Source organism: Actinocrispum wychmicini, from assembly GCF_004345645.1.
In the GTDB taxonomy this organism is placed as follows: Bacteria; Actinomycetota; Actinomycetes; order Mycobacteriales; family Pseudonocardiaceae; genus Kibdelosporangium; species Kibdelosporangium wychmicini.
The window spans coordinates 593,960-610,324 of record NZ_SLWS01000001.1 but is presented as its reverse complement, the minus strand read 5'-3'; the positions used below and the strand labels follow the sequence as shown (position 1 = coordinate 610,324).

At 68.0% G+C, this 16,365-nt stretch carries 15 protein-coding genes; 6 read left to right on the top strand and 9 right to left on the bottom strand.

The features are described from left to right. Position 1: 1 nt before the first annotated feature. From EV192_RS02975 to EV192_RS02965, 3 genes are read right to left on the bottom strand one after another with little or no spacing between them, the layout of a single operon-like run. A complete protein-coding gene (locus tag EV192_RS02975; RefSeq protein ID WP_207925865.1) occupies positions 2 to 730 on the bottom strand; it encodes an HAD family hydrolase in 729 nt (242 codons plus the stop codon). Positions 731 to 740: 10 nt separating this feature from the next. Beyond that, entirely contained in the window at positions 741 to 1,322 is a 582-nt protein-coding gene (locus EV192_RS02970) for a TetR/AcrR family transcriptional regulator (RefSeq protein ID WP_132112919.1), read from the bottom strand. Further along, positions 1,322 to 1,648: a DMT family transporter gene (locus EV192_RS02965; RefSeq protein WP_132110809.1), complete on the bottom strand. Its 327-nt coding sequence runs from the start codon at positions 1,646 to 1,648 to the stop codon at positions 1,322 to 1,324. Before EV192_RS02965 ends, EV192_RS02970 begins: the two co-directional genes overlap by 1 nt. A 104-nt stretch (positions 1,649 to 1,752) precedes the next feature. On the opposite strand from EV192_RS02965, the gene EV192_RS02960 reads away from it, so the two are divergent. The 6 genes from EV192_RS02960 to EV192_RS02935 are packed head-to-tail and all read left to right on the top strand — an operon-like array spanning position 1,753 to position 8,858. Next, the gene (locus EV192_RS02960; RefSeq protein ID WP_132110807.1) at positions 1,753 to 3,870 is read left to right on the top strand and encodes a (Fe-S)-binding protein; all 2,118 of its coding nucleotides are present in this window, start codon (positions 1,753 to 1,755) and stop codon (positions 3,868 to 3,870) included. A 44-nt stretch (positions 3,871 to 3,914) separates the two neighbouring features. Beyond that, complete coding sequence (locus EV192_RS02955; RefSeq protein ID WP_132110805.1) at positions 3,915 to 4,496, top strand: Uma2 family endonuclease; 582 nt, start codon at positions 3,915 to 3,917, stop codon at positions 4,494 to 4,496. Positions 4,497 to 4,529: 33 nt separating this feature from the next. Further along, on the top strand, positions 4,530 to 5,243 hold the full coding sequence (locus tag EV192_RS02950) for a class I SAM-dependent methyltransferase (RefSeq protein ID WP_132110803.1): 714 nt from the start codon (positions 4,530 to 4,532) through the stop codon (positions 5,241 to 5,243). Positions 5,244 to 5,287: 44 nt separating this feature from the next. Next, on the top strand, positions 5,288 to 6,463 hold the full coding sequence (locus EV192_RS02945; protein WP_132110801.1) for an MFS transporter: 1,176 nt from the start codon (positions 5,288 to 5,290) through the stop codon (positions 6,461 to 6,463). 35 nt (positions 6,464 to 6,498) lie between these two features. Next, positions 6,499 to 7,854, top strand: a complete 1,356-nt coding sequence (locus tag EV192_RS02940; protein ID WP_132110799.1) for a dihydrolipoyl dehydrogenase family protein — start codon at positions 6,499 to 6,501, stop codon at positions 7,852 to 7,854. After that, positions 7,854 to 8,858, top strand: a complete 1,005-nt coding sequence (locus tag EV192_RS02935) for a cation diffusion facilitator family transporter (RefSeq protein WP_132110797.1) — start codon at positions 7,854 to 7,856, stop codon at positions 8,856 to 8,858. Before EV192_RS02940 ends, EV192_RS02935 begins: the two co-directional genes overlap by 1 nt. On the opposite strand, the gene EV192_RS02930 is transcribed toward EV192_RS02935, so the two are convergent. From EV192_RS02930 to EV192_RS02905, 6 genes are read right to left on the bottom strand one after another with little or no spacing between them, the layout of a single operon-like run. Further along, a complete protein-coding gene (locus EV192_RS02930) occupies positions 8,829 to 9,707 on the bottom strand; it encodes an alpha/beta fold hydrolase (protein WP_132110795.1) in 879 nt (292 codons plus the stop codon). The genes EV192_RS02935 and EV192_RS02930 overlap by 30 nt on opposite strands. Positions 9,708 to 9,754: 47 nt before the next feature. Continuing rightward, positions 9,755 to 10,378, bottom strand: coding sequence for a GntR family transcriptional regulator (locus tag EV192_RS02925; RefSeq protein ID WP_132110793.1), 624 nt, complete (start codon positions 10,376 to 10,378; stop codon positions 9,755 to 9,757). Further along, positions 10,375 to 12,645, bottom strand: a complete 2,271-nt coding sequence (locus EV192_RS02920; protein ID WP_132110791.1) for a xanthine dehydrogenase family protein molybdopterin-binding subunit — start codon at positions 12,643 to 12,645, stop codon at positions 10,375 to 10,377. Before EV192_RS02920 ends, EV192_RS02925 begins: the two co-directional genes overlap by 4 nt. Beyond that, positions 12,642 to 13,121 (bottom strand): (2Fe-2S)-binding protein, encoded by a 480-nt coding sequence (locus EV192_RS02915; protein ID WP_132110789.1) that lies wholly within the window; start codon positions 13,119 to 13,121, stop codon positions 12,642 to 12,644. Before EV192_RS02915 ends, EV192_RS02920 begins: the two co-directional genes overlap by 4 nt. After that, positions 13,118 to 15,448, bottom strand: coding sequence for a xanthine dehydrogenase family protein molybdopterin-binding subunit (locus EV192_RS02910; protein ID WP_132110787.1), 2,331 nt, complete (start codon positions 15,446 to 15,448; stop codon positions 13,118 to 13,120). The genes EV192_RS02915 and EV192_RS02910 overlap by 4 nt, the downstream gene beginning before the upstream one ends. After that, on the bottom strand, positions 15,445 to 16,278 hold the full coding sequence (locus tag EV192_RS02905) for an FAD binding domain-containing protein (RefSeq protein WP_132110785.1): 834 nt from the start codon (positions 16,276 to 16,278) through the stop codon (positions 15,445 to 15,447). Before EV192_RS02905 ends, EV192_RS02910 begins: the two co-directional genes overlap by 4 nt. Positions 16,279 to 16,365 lie beyond the last annotated feature (87 nt).

The window sequence follows — 16,365 nt, the reverse complement described above, 5'->3', positions numbered from 1 at the left end:
CTCACGACTCCAGCAGTTCGGCCAGATCTTCCACGACGACGTCGGCGCCTTGCTCACGCAGCGCGTCCGCCTGGTTCGCCCGGTCCACGCCGACCACGAACCCGAAGTTCCCGGCGCGGCCGGCGCGCACGCCCGAGAGCGCGTCCTCGAACACCGCGGCCTCGCTCGCGGCGACCCCCAACGCCTTGGCGCCGGCCAGGAACGAGTCCGGCGCCGGCTTGCCGCGCAGCCCCTGCGACGTGATCGTGATGCCGTCCACCCTGGCCTGGACGAACTGCGTCAGGTCGGCGGCCTTCAGTACCGCCTCGCCGTTGGCCGACGATGTGACGACCGCGATCTTCAGGCCGGCGTCCCGCGCCGCCTCCAGATAGCGCCGCGAGCCCGGGTACGGCCGGACGCCTTCTTCCTCGATCACGGCCAGCAGCAGTTCGTTCTTCTTGTTGCCGACGCCGTTGACGGTGGCGTCGCCGGGCGGATCGTCCGCTTTGCCCTCGGGCAGGTGGATGTCCCGCGACTCGAGGAACGTCCGCACGCCGTCCGCGCGGGGCCGTCCGTCCACATAGTCCAGGTAGTCCCGTTCGGTGAACGGCCGGAAGTCGGGGCCGTCGCGGTGGGCCAGGAACTCGTCGAAAGTCCGCTTCCACGCCCTGCGATGCAGCTCGGCGGTGCCGGTCAGCACTCCGTCGAGATCGAACAGCAGGGCTTTGATGGCATCCGGCAGTCCTATCACCCGGTCGAACCTACCGGTCCGCGGCCGTCCCGGCCCGGCCTCGCATCAGATAGGCGACCACTGGTTGGAGTTCGTTCACCGTCGGCGGGTCGTCGTCGATCAGGCCCTGCATCAGCAGCCCGTCGATGCCTGCCAGAAATGCCCGGAACGCGACTTCGTCGTCGTGTTGGACCAGGCTCGTGAGCACGTCCAGCCACAGTCGCGCGGCCGGCCGCAACGCCGGCCGCCGGGCGGCGAACAGGTACAGCTCGTACTCGGCCATGGTCCGGCCGCGTTGCGGGCCGAGGGCCTCCACGAGCATCTCGGCGACTTCCCGGGCGCCCTGGCTGCCCCGGATCCGGGCCCGTTCGACCAGGTCGCGCACGGCGATGGCGAAGCCGTCCGCGCACCATTTGAGCGTCTCGACGAGCAGGTCCTCCAGGCTGGCGAAGTGGTACGTGGTCGACGTCGTGGGGACGCCGGCCTCGCGCGCGACGGTCCGGTGGGTCACGCCGGCCACGCCGTCGCGTTCGATCACCCGCAGGGTCGCCTTGATGATCTCGTGACGCCGCCGGTCACCTCTGGCCTTGCGTCCGTCGACGGTCTGCGCGATCAGTGCGACCTCCCCAGTTCCAGCAGCACGACGCCGCCGATGATGAGCAGCAGCCCGCCCGCCATGGTCCAGGTGAACGGTTCGTTCAGGAACAGCGCGCCGATCAGCGCGACCGCGGCGATCCCGGCGGCGGCCCAGATCGCATAGGCGATCCCGACCGGGAAGCCGTCCTTGAGCAGCTTCCCGAGGACGCCGAACGCGACCAGGTAGCCGACCACCACGACGACGCTGGGCCCGAGCCTGGAGAAGTTCTCGGACAGCTTGAGGGCCGTGGTGGCGGACACCTCGCCCACGATCGCGACCGCCAATAGCAGGTACGGAGGCATACCGCCAAACTAACGGGACGATCGTCCCAATACCAGCCCAATTTGTGCGATCCACGCCACGCCGCCGTAGTTACTGACGAGTAATATCGGTTAGCTTCCCGGCTATGACCGGACTGATCTTGGGCATCGCGTGCGTCCTGCTGACCGCGGTCGCGGTCGTGCTGACGACCAGGACTGTGCGCCGGATGATCGCGACGATCCGACTCGGCCAGCCGGACCCGACCCGCAACAGCCCGTTCCGCGCGCGGTTCGGCACGATGCTGAAAGAGGTCCTCGGGCACACCAGGATGCTCAAGTGGAGCCACGTGGGCGTCGCGCACTGGTTCGTGATGGCCGGCTTCGGCGGCCTGATCCTGAGCGTGGTGGCCGCGTACGGCGAGGTGTTCGACCCCACCTTCGAACTGCCCCTGATCGACTCGTGGTCGGTCTACAACCTGTTCGTCGAACTGCTCGGGGTGACCACGGTCCTGGGCATCCTGGCGCTGATCCTGATCCGGCAACGCAACCACCCGCGGCGCGCCGACAGGCAGTCGCGGTTCGCCGGGTCACGCCAGGGCCGGGCGTATTTCGTCGAGGCGATCGTGCTGATCGAGGGTCTCGGCGTGATGGGCATCCGGTCAGCCAAGTACGCGGCTGGTCACTTCGACGCACCCGTGTGGGCCGCGCCCGTCACGCACCTGATCGGCTCGGTGCTGCCCGCGAGCGGCGTGCTGGTGTCGGTCTTCGCGGCGATGAAGATCTTCAGCGCGATGATCTGGCTGATCGTGATCTCAATGAACCAGACCATGGGGGTGGCGTGGCACCGGTTCACCGCGTTCTTCAACATCTACTTCAAGCGCGAGGAGGGGGTCGCGCTCGGCGCGCTGAAGCCGATGATGAGCGGCGGCAAGCCGCTGGACTTCGAGGAGGCCGACCCGGAGACCGACGTGTTCGGCGCCGGCAAGATCGAGGACTTCTCCTGGAAGGGCTGGCTGGACTTCACCACGTGTACCGAGTGCGGCCGCTGCCAGTCCCAGTGTCCGGCGTGGAACACCGGGAAACCGTTGTCGCCCAAGCTCGTCATCACGCAACTGCGCGACCACGCGTACGCCAAGGCGCCGTACCTGCTGGCGGACAACTCGCACGCGGACGTGGACGTGCTCGGCATGGCCCTGGTCGGCGACGTGATCGACCCCGAGGTGCTGTGGTCGTGCACGACGTGCGGTGCGTGCGTCGAGCAGTGCCCGGTCGACATCGAGCACGTGGACCACATCGTGGACATGCGCCGCTACCAGGTGCTGATCGAGTCGAGCTTCCCGAGCGAGCTGAACGGGATGTTCAAAAACCTTGAGAACAAAGGAAACCCGTGGGGCCAGAACGCCCGCGACCGGCTCGCCTGGACCGAGGGCCTGGACTTCGAGGTGCCCGTCTTCGACGGCTCACAGGACTTCGAGTACCTGTTCTGGGTCGGGTGCGCCGGCGCCTTCGAGGACCGCGCCAAGAAGACAACCCGTGCGGTGGCTGAACTTCTGCACATCGCCGGCGTGAAGTACGCGGTCCTCGGCTCGGCGGAAGCCTGCACAGGCGACCCGGCCAGGCGCGCGGGCAACGAATTCCTGTTCCAGATGCTGGCCCAGCAGAACGTCGAGATGCTCAACGGCGTGTTCGAGGGAATGGCGACCCGCAAGATCGTCGCGACCTGCGCGCACTGCTTCAACACGCTCGCCAACGAGTACCCGGAACTGGGCGGGAAGTTCGAGGTCGTGCACCACACCCAACTGCTGAACCGGCTGGTGCGGGAACGCCGTCTGGTGCCGGTGGCGCCGGTCGCCGAGGACGTCACGTACCACGACCCGTGTTACCTGGGCCGGCACAACAAGGTCTACGAGGCGCCGCGGGAACTGATCGGCTCCACCGGCGTGTCGATGCGGGAGATGCCACGGCACGGCGACCAGTCCATGTGCTGCGGCGCGGGCGGCGCTCGCATGTGGATGGAGGAGCGAATCGGCAAACGTATCAACGTGGAGCGGGTCGACGAGGCCCTCGGCACCGCGCCGACAAAGATCGCTACAGGGTGCCCGTTCTGCCGCGTGATGCTGAGCGACGGGGTCACCGCCCGGCAGAGCGAGGGCTTGGCGTCGCCTCAACTTGAGGTCGTGGACGTGTCGCAGCTGCTGCTCACGGCCGTGAAACGGGGTCAGCCAGCGGCTCCAAAACCGGAAGGGGCACCGGTTACCCACTGATCGTGTACATGATCACCGGGGCGACGCGGGATACTGTGGAACTCATGAGAGGACCGTTCGACCCGTTAGTCGAACTGCATGGCGTGTGGACCACCGACCTCGCAGAACGCTACCTGCCGATCGAAGGCATGCCGCCGGCGAAATACGAATGTGTCGACGGAAAGCTGATCTTGACCCCCTACGAAGCCGCACCCAACAGCTACGCGGCAATGAAGCTTGGCCACCTCGTGCGCAACGCGGTGGAGACGGCTGGTCTCCGGTTGTACGGAACGATCAACCTCCGGTTCACCCCGCAACGTTGGATCCAGCCGGACTTCGCGGTCGTCCATACGCCAGCGGACGGCGTGTGGGTCGAGGCCACAGATGTCGAGTTGGTCGGCGAACTGGTTTCGCCGAGTAGCCGAACACGGGATCGGATCGACAAACCAGACATCTGCGCCGCCGCGGGTATTCCTTACTACCTGGCCGCCGAGGTAAGCCTCCGGGACAAGTTCGCTGTCGCGCGTCTCCAGCGGTTGACCTCCGACGGCTACCAACTGGTGGCGTCGGCGCAGGTGGGTGAGCTGTTCGAGGTGAGTGAGCCGTTCGCGATGTCGTTCGATCCGGTCGAGTTGCTTGACCTGTGAAATCCGGGTGACAGGGTTCCTAGTGTCGGCTGGGTGACCACTGACATTGAGCACTGGGAATCGCAGGCGGGCAACTGGATCGAGTGGGCTCGTCGGCCTGGGTTCGACGCGTACTGGTACTACCGGGCCAGCTTCTTCGAGATACTTCCGCCGCCGGACGGGCTGACTGTGGAGGTCGGTTGCGGGGAAGGGCGGCTGACCAGGGATCTGGCTGAGCGCGGATACGAGATCACGGGTGTCGAGCCGGTGTCGGCTTTGTTGCGGGCGGCTCGGGAGGCTCATCCGGACGGCACCTATGTCCAGGCGACGGCCACTGACCTGCCGTTCGAGGATGGCAGTGTGCGGCTTCTGGTGGCGTACAACAGTTTGATGGACATCGACGATGTCGATGGGGCGTTGCAGGAGTTCGCGCGGGTGTTGGGGCCGGGTGGGCGGTTGTGCGTCACCATTACGCATCCGATGGCGGATGGGGTGCGGTACGACCGGGAGGACGTGGCGGCGCCGTTCCACTTGGCGGGCTCCTATCTGGCGGTGGCGCCGTTCGATGACGTTGCTGAGCGGGGTGGGCTCAGGATGCATTTTGCTGGGTGGCATCGGCCGCTCGCCTTGTATTCGAAGGCGATTGAGGGTGCTGGCCTGCTTATTGAAGCCATTCGGGAGCCTGAGCCGGTGGATGACGCTGGTCCGAAATGGGACCGGTGGCGGCGGCTGCCGATGTTCATGGGGCTCAGGTGTCTCAAAATCTAAGACGCTACTCCCGGAGTACGGGAATAGTTGCCTAAACTAATCACATGGGTGTCCGGCGTTGGCTGATCCTGGCTGTCGGGATCACCGCGCAGGCCATGACGTGCTCGTTCCTGTACGGGCTGCCGTTCCTGATCCCGGAGATCCAGCGGTCCGAGGGGCTCGGTCTGGCCGGGGCGGCGGCCCTGACGAGCACCCCGGTGGTCGGGTTGTTGGCCACACTCATCATCTGGGGTGCCGCCGCCGACCGGTTCGGCGAACGGGTCGTGATGACCACCGGCATGGTGTTGGCAGGCGGCCTTCTGCTCGGCGCGTCCCTCGTCCACGGGCTGTTCGGACTCGGGGCCACGCTCGCACTCGCGGGGGCGGGCGCGGCCTCGGTGAACGCGGCCAGCGGACGGGTGGTGATGGGGTGGTTCGCCGTGCACGAACGCGGTCTGGCCATGGGGATCCGGCAGACCGCGCAACCGCTGGGTGTCGGGCTCGCCGCGGTGAGTTTGCCGCCGCTCGGCGACCACGTCGGGTTCCGGGCCGCGCTGCTGTTACCGGCCGGGCTGTGCCTGGTGTCGGCGCTGCTGGTCGTTCTGATCGTGGTCGACCCACCCCGACCGACGCGGACGACTGGCGAGACCAGTTCGCCGTACCGGACGCCGGTGCTGTGGCGGGTGCACGCGGTTGGCGCGTTGCTGGGTGGGCCTCAGATGCTGGCGTCGACGTACGCCTTGACCTACCTGATGAGCCAGCGGCACTGGGATCCGGTGGTCGCCGGCCAGCTCATCGCGGGGGTCCAGGTCGTCGGGGCGGCCGGGCGGATCGCGGTCGGGGTGTGGTCGGACCGGGTGGGCAGCCGGCTGCGACCGATGCGCCAGATCGCCTACCTGGTGCTGGCCGCGCTCGCGCTGTGGGCCCTCGGGGACGTCCTGAACTCGTGGATCGCCGTCCCCGCCCTGGTGGCCACCCTGATCGTGTCGGTGGCGGACAACGGACTCGGGTTCACCGCCACCGCCGAGCTGGCCGGGCCGTTCTGGGCGGGACGGGCGCTGGGCGTGCACAACACCGGGCAGAACGTGATCGCGTTGGTGTGCCCACCGATGTTCGGTTGGCTGATCGGTGCCACGAACTACTGGACGACGTTCCTGGTGTGCGCGTTGATGCCGCTCGCAGGTGCGGTGCTGACACCGGTGCCGCGCGGACTCGATGGTGCGGGGGCTGACCGTTCGTGATGGGGTAGGCACCTACGACTGTGGAGGTGTACTGCATGCCGGCCGAGGATGTGGATGTCGTCGTCATCGGGTTGGGTCCAGGCGGGGAGGCGCTGACCGCGAAGCTGGCCGGTGCCGGGCTGGCCGTGGTGGGGGTGGACGCGCGGCTGGTCGGCGGCGAGTGTCCCTTCTACGCGTGCGTCCCGACCAAGGCCATGGTCCGGGCGGCGGACAGCCTGGCCGAGGCGCGGCGGGCCGGCGAGCTGGCCGGGTCGGTGCAGGTCCGGCCGGACTGGACGCCGGTCGCCACCTGGCTGCGCGACGAGGTCACGTCGAACTGGAACGACCAGGGCCATGTCGACTCGCTGGTCGCGAAGGGCGCGCGGATCGAGCACGGCTGGGGCCGGATCACCGGGCCGAACGAGGTCACCGTCGGCGACAAGGTGTTCCGCACCCGCCGCGGGATCGTGCTCAACCCCGGTTCGGACCCGGCGATCCCGCCGGTGGACGGACTCTCGGACACTCCACTGTGGACGAACCGGGAGGCGGTCACCGCCACCGCCGTGCCCGAGTCGCTGATCGTGCTCGGTGGCGGCCCGGTCGGCTGCGAGTTCGCCCAGATCTTCGCCCGGTTCGGCGCCGAGGTCACCATCGTCCAGTCCAACCAGCGGCTGCTGCCCAACGACGAGCCGGAGGCCGCCGAGGTCCTGGCGGACGTCTTCACCAGGGAAGGCATCCGCGTGCTCACCGGCACCCGGGTGACCGGCGCCAGCCACGACGGCAGCACGTTCCACGTCCAGGCGGGCGACGAAACCCTGACCGCGGCGCAGGTTCTGGTCGCCACCGGCCGCCGGACCGACCTGGCGGCGATCGGCGTCAAGGCGGTCGGCCTGCCGGACGACGGCCGGACCATCGAAGTCGACGACCGGATGCGCGCGACCGACGGGGTCTGGGCGATCGGCGACATCACCGGCAAGGGCGCGTTCACGCACATGTCCATGTACCAGGCGGAGATCGCGGCCGCGGACATCCTCGGCGAGGACGTGCCCCAGGCTCAGTACCACGCGGTTCCGCACGCCACGTTCACCGATCCCGAGGTGGCGGGGGTCGGCTTGACCGAGGCGGCGGCCAGGGCCAAGGGCTTGAACGTCAACACCGGGTTCACCAAGTTGTCCGACTCGACCCGCGGATACCTGCACAAACTCGGCAACGACGGGTTCATCAAGGTGGTCGAGGACGCTGACCGTGGCGTGCTCGTCGGCGCCACGGTCGTCGGCCCCGGCGGCGGGGAGATCATGAGCGCGTTGGCGGTCGCGGTGCACGCGGAAGTGCCGACGGCGACGTTGAAGGGCATGATCCTGGCCTACCCGACCTTCCACCGGGCGATCGGTTCGGCACTGGCGGACCTCTGATGCCCGACGAGGAGCGACCGGGCGGGGAAAGCACGCTCACGGTCGTCATCGCACTGGTGATCAACCTCGCGATCGCGGTCATGAAACTGGTCGCCGGGTTGGTCAGCGGCTCGGCCGCGATGCTGTCCGAGGCGGCCCACTCGATCGCGGACACGTTCACCGAACTGTTCCTGCTGACCGCGTTACGCCGCAGCGACCGGCCCGCCGACCGCAGGCATCCCTTCGGTTACGGCAAGGAACGGTACTTCTGGTCGCTGCTCGCGGCGGTGTCGATCTTCGCCTCCGGGGCGCTTTTCGCGTTCTACGAAGGCTTCCGGACGGTCTTCGGCGCACCCAGCGAGCAGGAGAGCCCGCTGCTCGCGTACATCGTGCTCGCGTTGGCGTTCGTGCTGGAGTCGGTGTCGTGGACCCAGGCGATCCGGCAGACCCGGCGCGAGGCGGCCGCGGAGAACCGCTCGATCCAGGAGTACCTGAGCCGCAGCGACGACACGACCGCGAAGACCGTGCTGTACGAGGACAGTGCCGCGTTGGTCGGCCTGGTCATCGCGTTCCTCGGCGTTCTGCTGCACCAGATCACCGGGTCGAACCTGCCGGACGGCATCGCGTCGTTGCTGATCGGCCTGTTGCTGGCGTTCGTGGCGTACCTGCTCGGGCGGACGAACGCGACCCTGCTGATCGGACGTCAGGCGGATCCGGTGCTGGTCTTCGCCGTCCGCGACCGACTGGCCGAGGCACCCGAGGTCGAAGCCGTCGTGGACCTGTTGACCATGACCACAGGCACAGACAGCGTGTTGCTCTGCGCACGCCTGGATTTCGACGACGCCTTGGGAGCGGCCGACCTTGAGCGCGCGTGCGTGCGGATCGACGGTGAGCTACGCGCGGAGTTCCACGAACTGAATGAGATCTTCCTGGAACCCGTGCCCCGCACCGATCCTGACGTCCGTGCCAAGGTGCTGGCCCGCTACGGCCGCGAGCTACATCCCGGTGGTGGAACTGGACCGTGACCGGGGATCGCGCGCCAGCCACGCGCCCCGGTCCACCGCGGTGACGAACTTCTCGACGACCGCGTTGAACACGTCTGGCTCCTCCAGGTTGGCCGTGTGTCCGGTCTGCGGCAGGACCGCCAGCCCGGACGTGCGGATCGTCCGTTTCAGCATCAGGTCCGGTTCGAGGCAGCCCTCGTCCTCGTCGCCGACGACGATCAGGATGGCGGTGTCGATGGCCGTCAACTGGTCGGTGAAGTCGTAGAGTGACGGACGCGCGGCCTGCACACCACGCATGGTCAACGCCGATCCGACGGCCGAGTGTTCGCTGAGAGACTCCGCGAACTCCGCCCAGCCACGCGGGTTCTTGTTCTGGAACTGCACGCGCGCGGGCCCGACCGCGTACCTCTTGGCGACTTCCGCCGCGCCCTCGGTCTCGAACGCGTCCGCCGTCGCGTACGCCTCGGCGCGGAACGCCTCCTGCCGCTCGGGTTGCGCGCCGTAGCCGGCGCCCGCGACAACGGCCGACGCGACCCGCTGCGGATGCTGCAGGACAAGGTGCAGCGCGGTGAACCCGCCCATCGACAACCCGACCACATGGGCCTCGTCGATGCCCAGACCGTCCAAAACGGACACCGCGTCGGCGACAGCGCGGTTCATCGAGTACTTCGCGGGATCGGTCGGTACGTCCGAGGGTGGATAGCCGCGCGCCGAGTACGTGACGCAGCGATGAGTACGGGAGAAATGCCGGACCTGGGGCTCCCAACTGCGATGGTCGCCCGCGAACTCGTGCACGAAGAGAATCGGGAAGCCGCTCCCGGTCTCCTCCACGTGCAAGGACACACCGTCGTCGGTCTCGATTCTCGGCACGGAACCTCCCATCGGTCGGTATATCAAATGGTATACCGACCCGGGCCTCAGTCCAGAGGTGTCGTGCCCATGATGTGGTTGTAGGTCGCCTTGGCCGCCGCCTCCGCGTCCCGACGACGAAGCGCGTCGATGATCATCGCGTGCTCCTCGACGGACTCCGCGTGCGTCCGGGTCACGCGCGGGCCGCCGCGCAACGCCTGCCACAGCAGACGCATGATCGACACCAGTAGGGGACTGTGGGCGTACTCGTAGAGCGTGAAGTGGAACTCACGGTTCAGCTCGGGATAACACTGGTCCTCTTCGGCGAGCTTGCGCATCTGCTCGTTGAGGTCGGTGAGCTTCTGGATGCCGGCCTCGTCGATGCGCGGCACCGCGAGCTCGGCGCCGAGCGCCTCGAGCGCGGCGCGGATCCGGAAGTTCTCCTCGGTCGACCCCGAGTCCGCCTCCACCACGGTGAAGCCGCGATGGGCGTCGCCCACCACCAAACCCTCGGACTCCAGGCGGCGCATGGCCTCGCGGACCGGGGTCTGGCTCACGTGGAACCGGGCGGCCAGGTCGCGCTGTCTCAACTGTTTACCGGCCGGCAGTTCGCCGGTGATGATCAGCTCACGGATCAGCGCGACCACCATGTCGGTCTTGCTGACGTAGTTGAGTGTCGTCGGCTCTGTCATCTGGTCCCCTCATCTGTCAGACCGCGTACTCGCTCCGCGGTCAACGGCAGCCGCCTCACCGGTCCGGGCAAGTCCAGCGCGTCCCGGACGGCCCCCGCGATCGCCGCGCCTGCCGCGGTGAGTCCGCCCTCGCCCGCTCCTTTGACGCCGAGCGGGTTTCCGGGTGCCGGCGCGTCCTCGGTCACCAGCACGTCGACCTTGGGCAGCTCGGCCGCGGTCGGCAGCAGGTAGTCCATGAACGTCACCGCCTGTGGTTGTCCGGCCTCGTCGTACCGGAACTCCTCCAGCAAAGCGCCACCTATTCCCTGGGCGACACCACCGACCAGTTGGCCTTCCACCAAGGTCGGGTTGATCGCCCGGCCAATCTCGTAGGCTACGAGATAGCGCGGCACTTGGACTAGACCAGTCCCCCGGTCGACGTCGACCAGGGCGACGTGTACCCCGTACGGGTAGGTCATGTGCTCGACCTCGAACCGGCGCCGGGCCGCCAGACCAGCGGGTTCGTCGGGCAACAGGTGCGGGCTGCCCGGCCGGCACGCCTTGGCCACCTCGCCGAGAGTCACGCTGCTGCCGGGTGCGCCGCGGACGCCGATCGATCCGCACCGCGTCTCCAGGTCGTCCTCGGACACCTCAAGCATCCGCGACGCCATCTGGATCGCACGTTCCCGCACAGCCAACGCTGCCTTGTGCACGGCGCTACCGCCTACGACTGTGGACCGCGACGCCCACGAGCCCGCGCCGAACGGCTGCAGTGCTGTGTCCCCGTTGACGACCGTGACCACGGCCGGGTCGACATCCAACGCGTCCGCGGTGATCTGCGCGAGCACGGTCTCGATGCCCTGCCCCAGTGACGTTCCCCCGGAATGCACGCGGACCGCGCCGGACGTGCCGACCATGACGTCCGCGGTTTCCTGTGGCCCCAGACCGCTTTTCTCCAGGAACACCGCCACCCCCAAACCGGCGGTACGTCCTTGCGCGCGCAACGACGCCAGCTCGGCCCGATAGCCGAGCCGGTCGGCTTCGGCCATCGCCTTGTCCAGCAGCCCGACATAGTCCCCGGAATCGAGGACCACATCGGTGCCGAGCGTGCTCATTTCACGAGTGTGGGGTAATTCGCGCGCGTCCAACAGGTTCTTGCGTCGGAGTTCCACCCGGTCGATGCCAAGTTTGTCGGCGGCGACATCGAGCAGCTGCTCACGGACGGCCGTTCCCTCAAACCGGCCCGGCGCACGATACGTCCCACATGGGGTCTTGTTGGTCAGCATCACCCGAATCCGGCCGGCGAACGCGGGCACCCGATACGGTCCGGGCAACATCGCCAACGTCAGTTCGGGCACGATGATCCCATGTGTGCGGGCGTATGCGCCGTTGTCATGCAGAACGTCGTCCCGCATGGCGAGGAGCACGCCGTTCTTGTCGAACGCGGCGGCGATGGTGTGGTGTTGCTGGCGTGAGTGATTGACCGCGACCAGGTGTTCCGCCCGGTCCTCCACCCACTTCACGGGCCGGTTGAGCTCGCGCGCCAGCCACGGGACCAGGAAATCCTCGGGGTAGAACTCGCCGCGCACGCCGAATCCGCCGCCCGCGTCGATCGCGTGCACGTGGATCAGGTTCTCATCCACGCCGAGCATGGTCGCCAGCACGTCCCGGTTGAATACCGGAACCTTGGTCATGCCGTGGATCTGCAATGCCCCGGACCCGGGATCGACATCGACCAGAAGCGCCCGGGGTTCCATCGGCACGGCACTGTGCCGGCCGACGTCGAATTCCATCTCGACAATGTGGGCGGCGTCCACGAAAGCCTGTTCGACATCGCCGTAGCCGAGCCGGAAATCCGCCGCGACCGTGCCTTGAAAAGTTTCAACGACGACCGGGAGCTCGTCGATGTCCAGCTCCACCAGCTCCGCCGCGTCCTCGGCGACATACGGGTCCTCGGCGACGACGACCGCCACGGGTTCGCCGACATACCGGACGGTGTCCGTGGCCAGCACGGGCTGCAGGTGGTCGTCCAGGTTGATGCCCTGGACCTTGAGCCGCACCGGAATCCGGCGATCGGGCAGGTCGGCGGCGGTCACCACCCGGACCACACCGTCCACTTCGGACGCCGTGGCGGTGGCGACCGACCGGATCCGGCCGTGCGCGATGGGGGACCGGACCACGCGGACCCAAAGCTGGCCGGGGCGGTCCTGGTCGTCAGCGAACCGGCCGTGGCCGCGAAGCAGCCGAGAATCCTCCTTGCGCGGCACCCGCTCGCCGATGAACGTCATCCGGCGCGCTCCTCGGCGACCTGCCGGACCGCCTCCACGATGCCCTGGTAGCCGGTGCAACGGCACAGGTTCGACGCCATCACCTCGCGAACCTCGCCCTCGTCGGGTACCCCGTCCGTCTCGGCCAGGTACGCCTCGCTGAGCATCAGGAACCCGGGCGTGCAGAACCCGCACTGCAAGCCGTGACACCGGCTGAACGCTTTCTGCAGGTCGGAGAGTTCTTCTCGGTCGGCCAGGCCTTCGACGGTCCGTACCGCACAGCCGTCGGCCTGAACCCCGAAGATCAAACATGAACGCACTGGTTCGCCGTCGAGCAGAACCGTGCACGCACCACAGATCCCGTGCTCGCAGCCGATGTGCGTGCCGGTGTAGCCGAGGTCGTGCCGCAGGACGTCGGCGAGCGTGCGCCGGGACTCGACGACGACCTCGTGGTCCGAGCCGTTGACGCTCAGGGAGATCAGGTGGATGTCCTTCATCGCAGCACGTCCTCCGGCAGCACAGGGATGTGGTCGATCTCGACGCCGAGGTGCGCCAGCGCGTCGTTCACCGCGTTGAGCACCGCGGCGGGCGCGCCGATCGTGCCGCCCTCGCCCATGCCCTTGGACCCGTTCTCACTGAACTGGGACGGTGTTTCGAGGTGGTGGATCTCGATCGGGCAGATCTCGGTGGCGGTCGGCACGAGGTAGTCCATGAGCGTGGTGGTGGTCGGTTGTCCTTCGGTGTCGAAGGTGATCTTCTCGTACAACGCGCACGCGATGCCCTGGGCGATCCCGCCGCGCACCTGACCGTCCACCACCATCGGGTTGATGATCACCCCGCAGTCCTCCACGACCATGAACTTCCGGGCCTTGATCTCGCCGGTACCAGGGTCGATGGTGACGAACACGGCGTGACAGGCGTTGGAGAACGTCCCCGGCGGGTCCGCGGTCTCCCGTGCCTCCAGCGCGTACCGGGTGTCCGCCGGCAGTTGGTGCGCCTGGAAGTGGACGATCCGGGCGAGCTCCGCGATCGGCACATGCACGTCCGGAACACCCCTGACACCGGCGTTGCCATCGGCGAGTACGACGTCGTTCTCGCTGACCTCCAGCATGTGCGCGGCGATCTTGCGTAGTTTCTCCGCCACGACAGCGGCTGCTTTGCGCGCGGCACCGCCGCCGATCACGATCGACCGGCTGCCGAACGTGCCCCAGCCGTACGATGTCAGGTCCGTGTCGCCCTGCCGCAGCCGCACCTGGTCCGGATGCACGCCGAGCTGGTCCGCGACGATCTGAGCGAACGTGGTCTCGTGCCCCTGGCCGTGGCCGCATGTCCCGGTCGTCACGATCACCTCGCCGGACGGGTCCATCCGGACGTGCGCGGTGTCGTAACCCGGTGTCATCCGCATCCGCCGCTGGGACATCGTCGGCGTGCCGTACGCGGTCCGCTCGGAGAAGCACGAGAACCCGATGCCCGCGTGAACGCCCTGCTCACGCAGCTGGTCCCGCTCGACGTACCAGCCGGCCTCGGTGATCTTCTTCTCGGTCAGCTCAAGTGACTCCAGGTAGCTGCCCTCGTCGTAGCTGATCTTGTTCACACCGACGTACGGGAACTCGCCCGGCAGGATCATGTTGCGCCGCCGGATCTCCACCGAGTCGATGCCCAACTGCGCCGCGGCCTTCTCCATCAGGCGTTCCATCACGAGCACGATCTGCGGCCGGGACACCCCACGGTAGGGCGCGGTCGGCGTCTTGTTCGTCGACACGCCCCGGCCGCGCGCCCGGTACGCGGGCACCTTGTAGATCCCGGGCAGTTCGGTCGCGGCCATCAGCGGCTCGACCGCGCACGTGAACGGGAAGACCGAGTACGCCCCGATATCGCACTTGATGTCCGCTGCCAGGCCGAGGATCCGGCCGTCGGCGTCGAACGCGGCCTGGACGTCGTACTCCTGCTCGTGCCCATGGACGGACGCGGTCAGGTTCTCGGCCCGGTCCTCCACCCAGACGACTTGCCGGCGCAGTGTCATCGCCGCTTTGGCCAACACGACCTCTTCGCGGCTGACCACGCATTTCTGGCCGAACCCGCCGCCGACATCGGGTGCGATGACCCGGATGGTCCGCTCCGGGATGTCCAGCGCCTGGGCGATCCCGGACCGGGCCTGGTGCGGGACTTGCGTGGAGGTGTGCACGACGACCTGGCCGTCCCGGTCGTCCCACTCGGCGAGGGTCGCCCGGCCTTCCATCGGCAGCCCGGACACCCGGCCGCTGGTGAACTTCGCGGCCAGCACGAGCGGGGCGTTCGCGAAGATCTCCGGCAACGCGGGGTCGTCGAACATGACCAGGTCGACCAGGCAGTTCCCGGTTCCACTGTGGACTTCCGGGGCGCCTTCGGCGAGCGCAGCGGCCAAGTCCATGACGACCGGTTCGATCTCGTACTCGACGTCCACGGCCTCGATGCCGTCCTCCGCGGAGTACGCGTCCTCGGCGATCACGACGGCCACTGGCTCGCCCACGAACCGCACCCGGTCCATGGCGAGCATCGGCATCCGGGTCGGCTTGAACTCGTCGCGCTCCAGCACGGCCACCAGACCTGGGTCGCCCAGGTCGTTGCTGGTCAACACCTCCAGCACGCCGTCGACCCGCTTCGCCCGGGACACGTCGATCCGGGTGATCCGGGCGGACGCGTACGGGCTGCGGACGAACGCCGCGTGCAAGGTGTCCGCCCGAGTCATGTCCGAGACGAACCGGCCACGGCCCAACAACATCCGGCGGTCTTCCTTGCGCGGCACCCGGGCTCCGACCCACCGCGTGCCGTCGACCTGAGTCATGCCGCGGCCTCCGCGAGCGCACGGGCCACGAGAGTCGCCGTGAGCTTCTTCCGGTACGCGGAACTACCATGCCCGTCGGACGGCGGATCCACTTGTGCCGCAGCGGCTTCGCCGGCCGCACGCCAGGTGTCCTCGGTCGCCGGCCGGCCCGCCAGGTCCGCGTCCACCACCACCGGCTTCGGGCCGACACCGCCGAGCACGATCCGCGAGGTGAGCACCTCGTCGTTTGCGAGATCCAGCCGAGCAGCCGCGGCGACGACCGCGAAGTCGCCCTTGCGTTGGGAGAACTCAGTCAGCGCGGCGTGCGGCGCCGGCCTGGGGAACCGGATCTCGACGACCATCTCGTCCGGTTCGGTCGCGGTCATGAAGAAGCCGTGGAAGAACTCAGTCGCGGGGACTTCGCGTTGCCCCGTCGGCCCTTGCAGCACGATCACGGCTTCCAGGAGGACCGCGAGGACGCACCACTCCGAAGTCGCGTCGCCGTGCGCGATGCTGCCGCCGAACGTGCCACGGCAGCGGATGGGGTAGTGGCCGATCCAGCGCGCGGCCTTGGGCAGCACGGCGAAGCCGTCCAGCTTGGCTTTCTCGACCGCGCGATGCGTGGTCAACGCCCCGATGTGCAGGCCGTCGCCGTCGCGGCGTTGGTAGTCCAGGCCGGCGATCCGGGTGATGTCGACCAGGGCACTCGGCCTGGCCAGACGGAAGTTCATCATCGCGACCAGGCTCTGCCCGCCGGCCAGGATCTTGGCGTCCGGGCCGAGTTCACCCAGGAGCGCGATCGTCTCGTTCACGTCGTACGCGCGATGGTAGGTGAACGCCGCCGGCTTCACGTGTTTCCTCCGCTCATCGGCATCGGTATACCATATTTCAGCATGCGCCTCGCTATGGCCAGGAACACCGTCGCCGCTCTGCTCTGC